This is a genomic window from Phytoactinopolyspora endophytica (assembly GCF_004138495.1).
GTDB classification, from domain to species: Bacteria; Actinomycetota; Actinomycetes; order Jiangellales; family Jiangellaceae; genus Phytoactinopolyspora; species Phytoactinopolyspora endophytica.
On sequence record NZ_ML142854.1, the window covers coordinates 101,702 to 103,398 of the forward strand.

At 66.6% G+C, this 1,697-nt stretch carries 1 protein-coding gene; it reads left to right on the forward strand.

Going from position 1 to position 1,697, the window contains the following annotated elements; genetic code table 11:
* Positions 1 to 442: 442 nt before the first annotated feature.
* On the forward strand, positions 443 to 1,697 hold a 1,255-nt coding region (locus ELR45_RS40860; RefSeq protein WP_240759657.1), incomplete at its 3' end, for a Clp protease N-terminal domain-containing protein.

A 1,697-nucleotide genomic window follows, 5' to 3' on the forward strand; every position in this document is an offset into this window, starting at 1 on the left:
GCGGCGAACAGGAAGATCTGCTCCGGCTCGGGCTGCGCGTCGACGGCGGACAGCATGGCCAATGTGCTGGTGATCATCACCGAGTAGCCGTAGGCGCCGGCGTTGATGCGGAGCGAGAGACGAAGCTCGCTGACGTACAGTCTGGCGAACGGCTGTCGTGAGCGTTGATTCGCCATCGCTGGGTCTCGCCTTCCGTGTCACTGATCCCGCATGCCGCACCGGCTGGGCGCCTGCCTCTCAGGCCTGCCTTGGTGCTTACCCGCGCGGATGGGGGGCAAACGCCGCTGGGTCGGTGGCCCGACGGGCGGGCGTCGTGCATACTTGAGTGGAATAGACTCAACTTTGCGGTTGTTGATCTGACGGTACAACCTGAGGAATCGGAGGGAGTTCGCGCTGGATCGCCGCGCGATCCGGGACGGGCTCTGGGAGAACCGGGAGACTCATGAACGACCAGCTCACCACCAAGGCGCAGGAAGCGCTGTCGGTAGCTGTACGCAGCGCCGCCACCGCGGGCAATCCTGCCGTGGAGCCCATCCACCTGCTGCGCTCGCTGCTGATTCAGTCCGAAGGCCTGACCGGCCCGTTGCTCGAAGCGGTCGGTGTGAACCTGGCAGCGGTCCGCTCGGAGGTCGACGCCGCGTTCGCGGCGCTGCCGTCGGCAGCGGGCTCCACGGTCGCCTCACCGAGCCTTGGCCGCAGTACATATGCCGTGCTGTCGCACGCCGGTGAGGTGGCGCGTGAGCTGGAAGACGAGTACATCTCCACCGAGCACCTGTTGGTAGGGCTCGCCCACGTCGAGTCCCCGGTACGGGAACTGTTGACCAAGCATGGTGCCACCGCGGAGAAGATCCGGGCCGCTTTCAGCGAGGTTCGCGGTTCGGCCCGGGTCACCACTCCGGACCCGGAGGGCACGTACGACGCGCTGAACAAGTACGGTGTGGACCTCACCGAGCGTGCCCGGGAAGGCAAGATCGACCCGGTCGTCGGGCGTGACTCCGAGATCCGCCGCGTCGTCCAGGTGCTTTCCCGGCGGACCAAGAACAACCCAGTGCTGATCGGTGAACCCGGCGTCGGCAAGACCGCCGTCGTCGAAGGGTTGGCGCAGCGGATGGTGGCCGGTGACGTGCCGGAGTCACTGCGCGGCAAGCGGCTCGTGGCGCTTGATATCGGAGCGATGCTGGCCGGCGCCAAGTACCGCGGTGAGTTCGAGGAGCGGTTGAAAGCCGTCTTGGACGAGATCAAGGCGAGCGACGGGCAGGTCGTGACCTTCATTGACGAGCTGCACACGGTGGTGGGTGCGGGCGCCGGTGGTGACTCCGCGATGGACGCGGGCAACATGCTCAAGCCGATGCTCGCCCGTGGTGAGCTCCGGATGGTCGGTGCGACCACGCTCGACGAGTACCGGGAACGGGTCGAGAAGGACCCGGCCCTGGAGCGCCGGTTCCAACAGGTCTATGTCGGGGAGCCCAGCGTCGAGGACACGGTAGCGATCCTCCGCGGGCTCAAGGAGCGCTACGAGGCGCATCACAAAGTTCAGATCGCCGACGCCGGGCTGGTCGCGGCCGCGTCGTTGTCGAACCGCTACATCACCGGCCGCCAGCTTCCGGATAAGGCGATCGACCTGGTCGACGAAGCAGCGTCGCGTCTGCGGATGGAGATCGACTCGTCGCCGGTCGAGATCGACACACTTCGGCGCC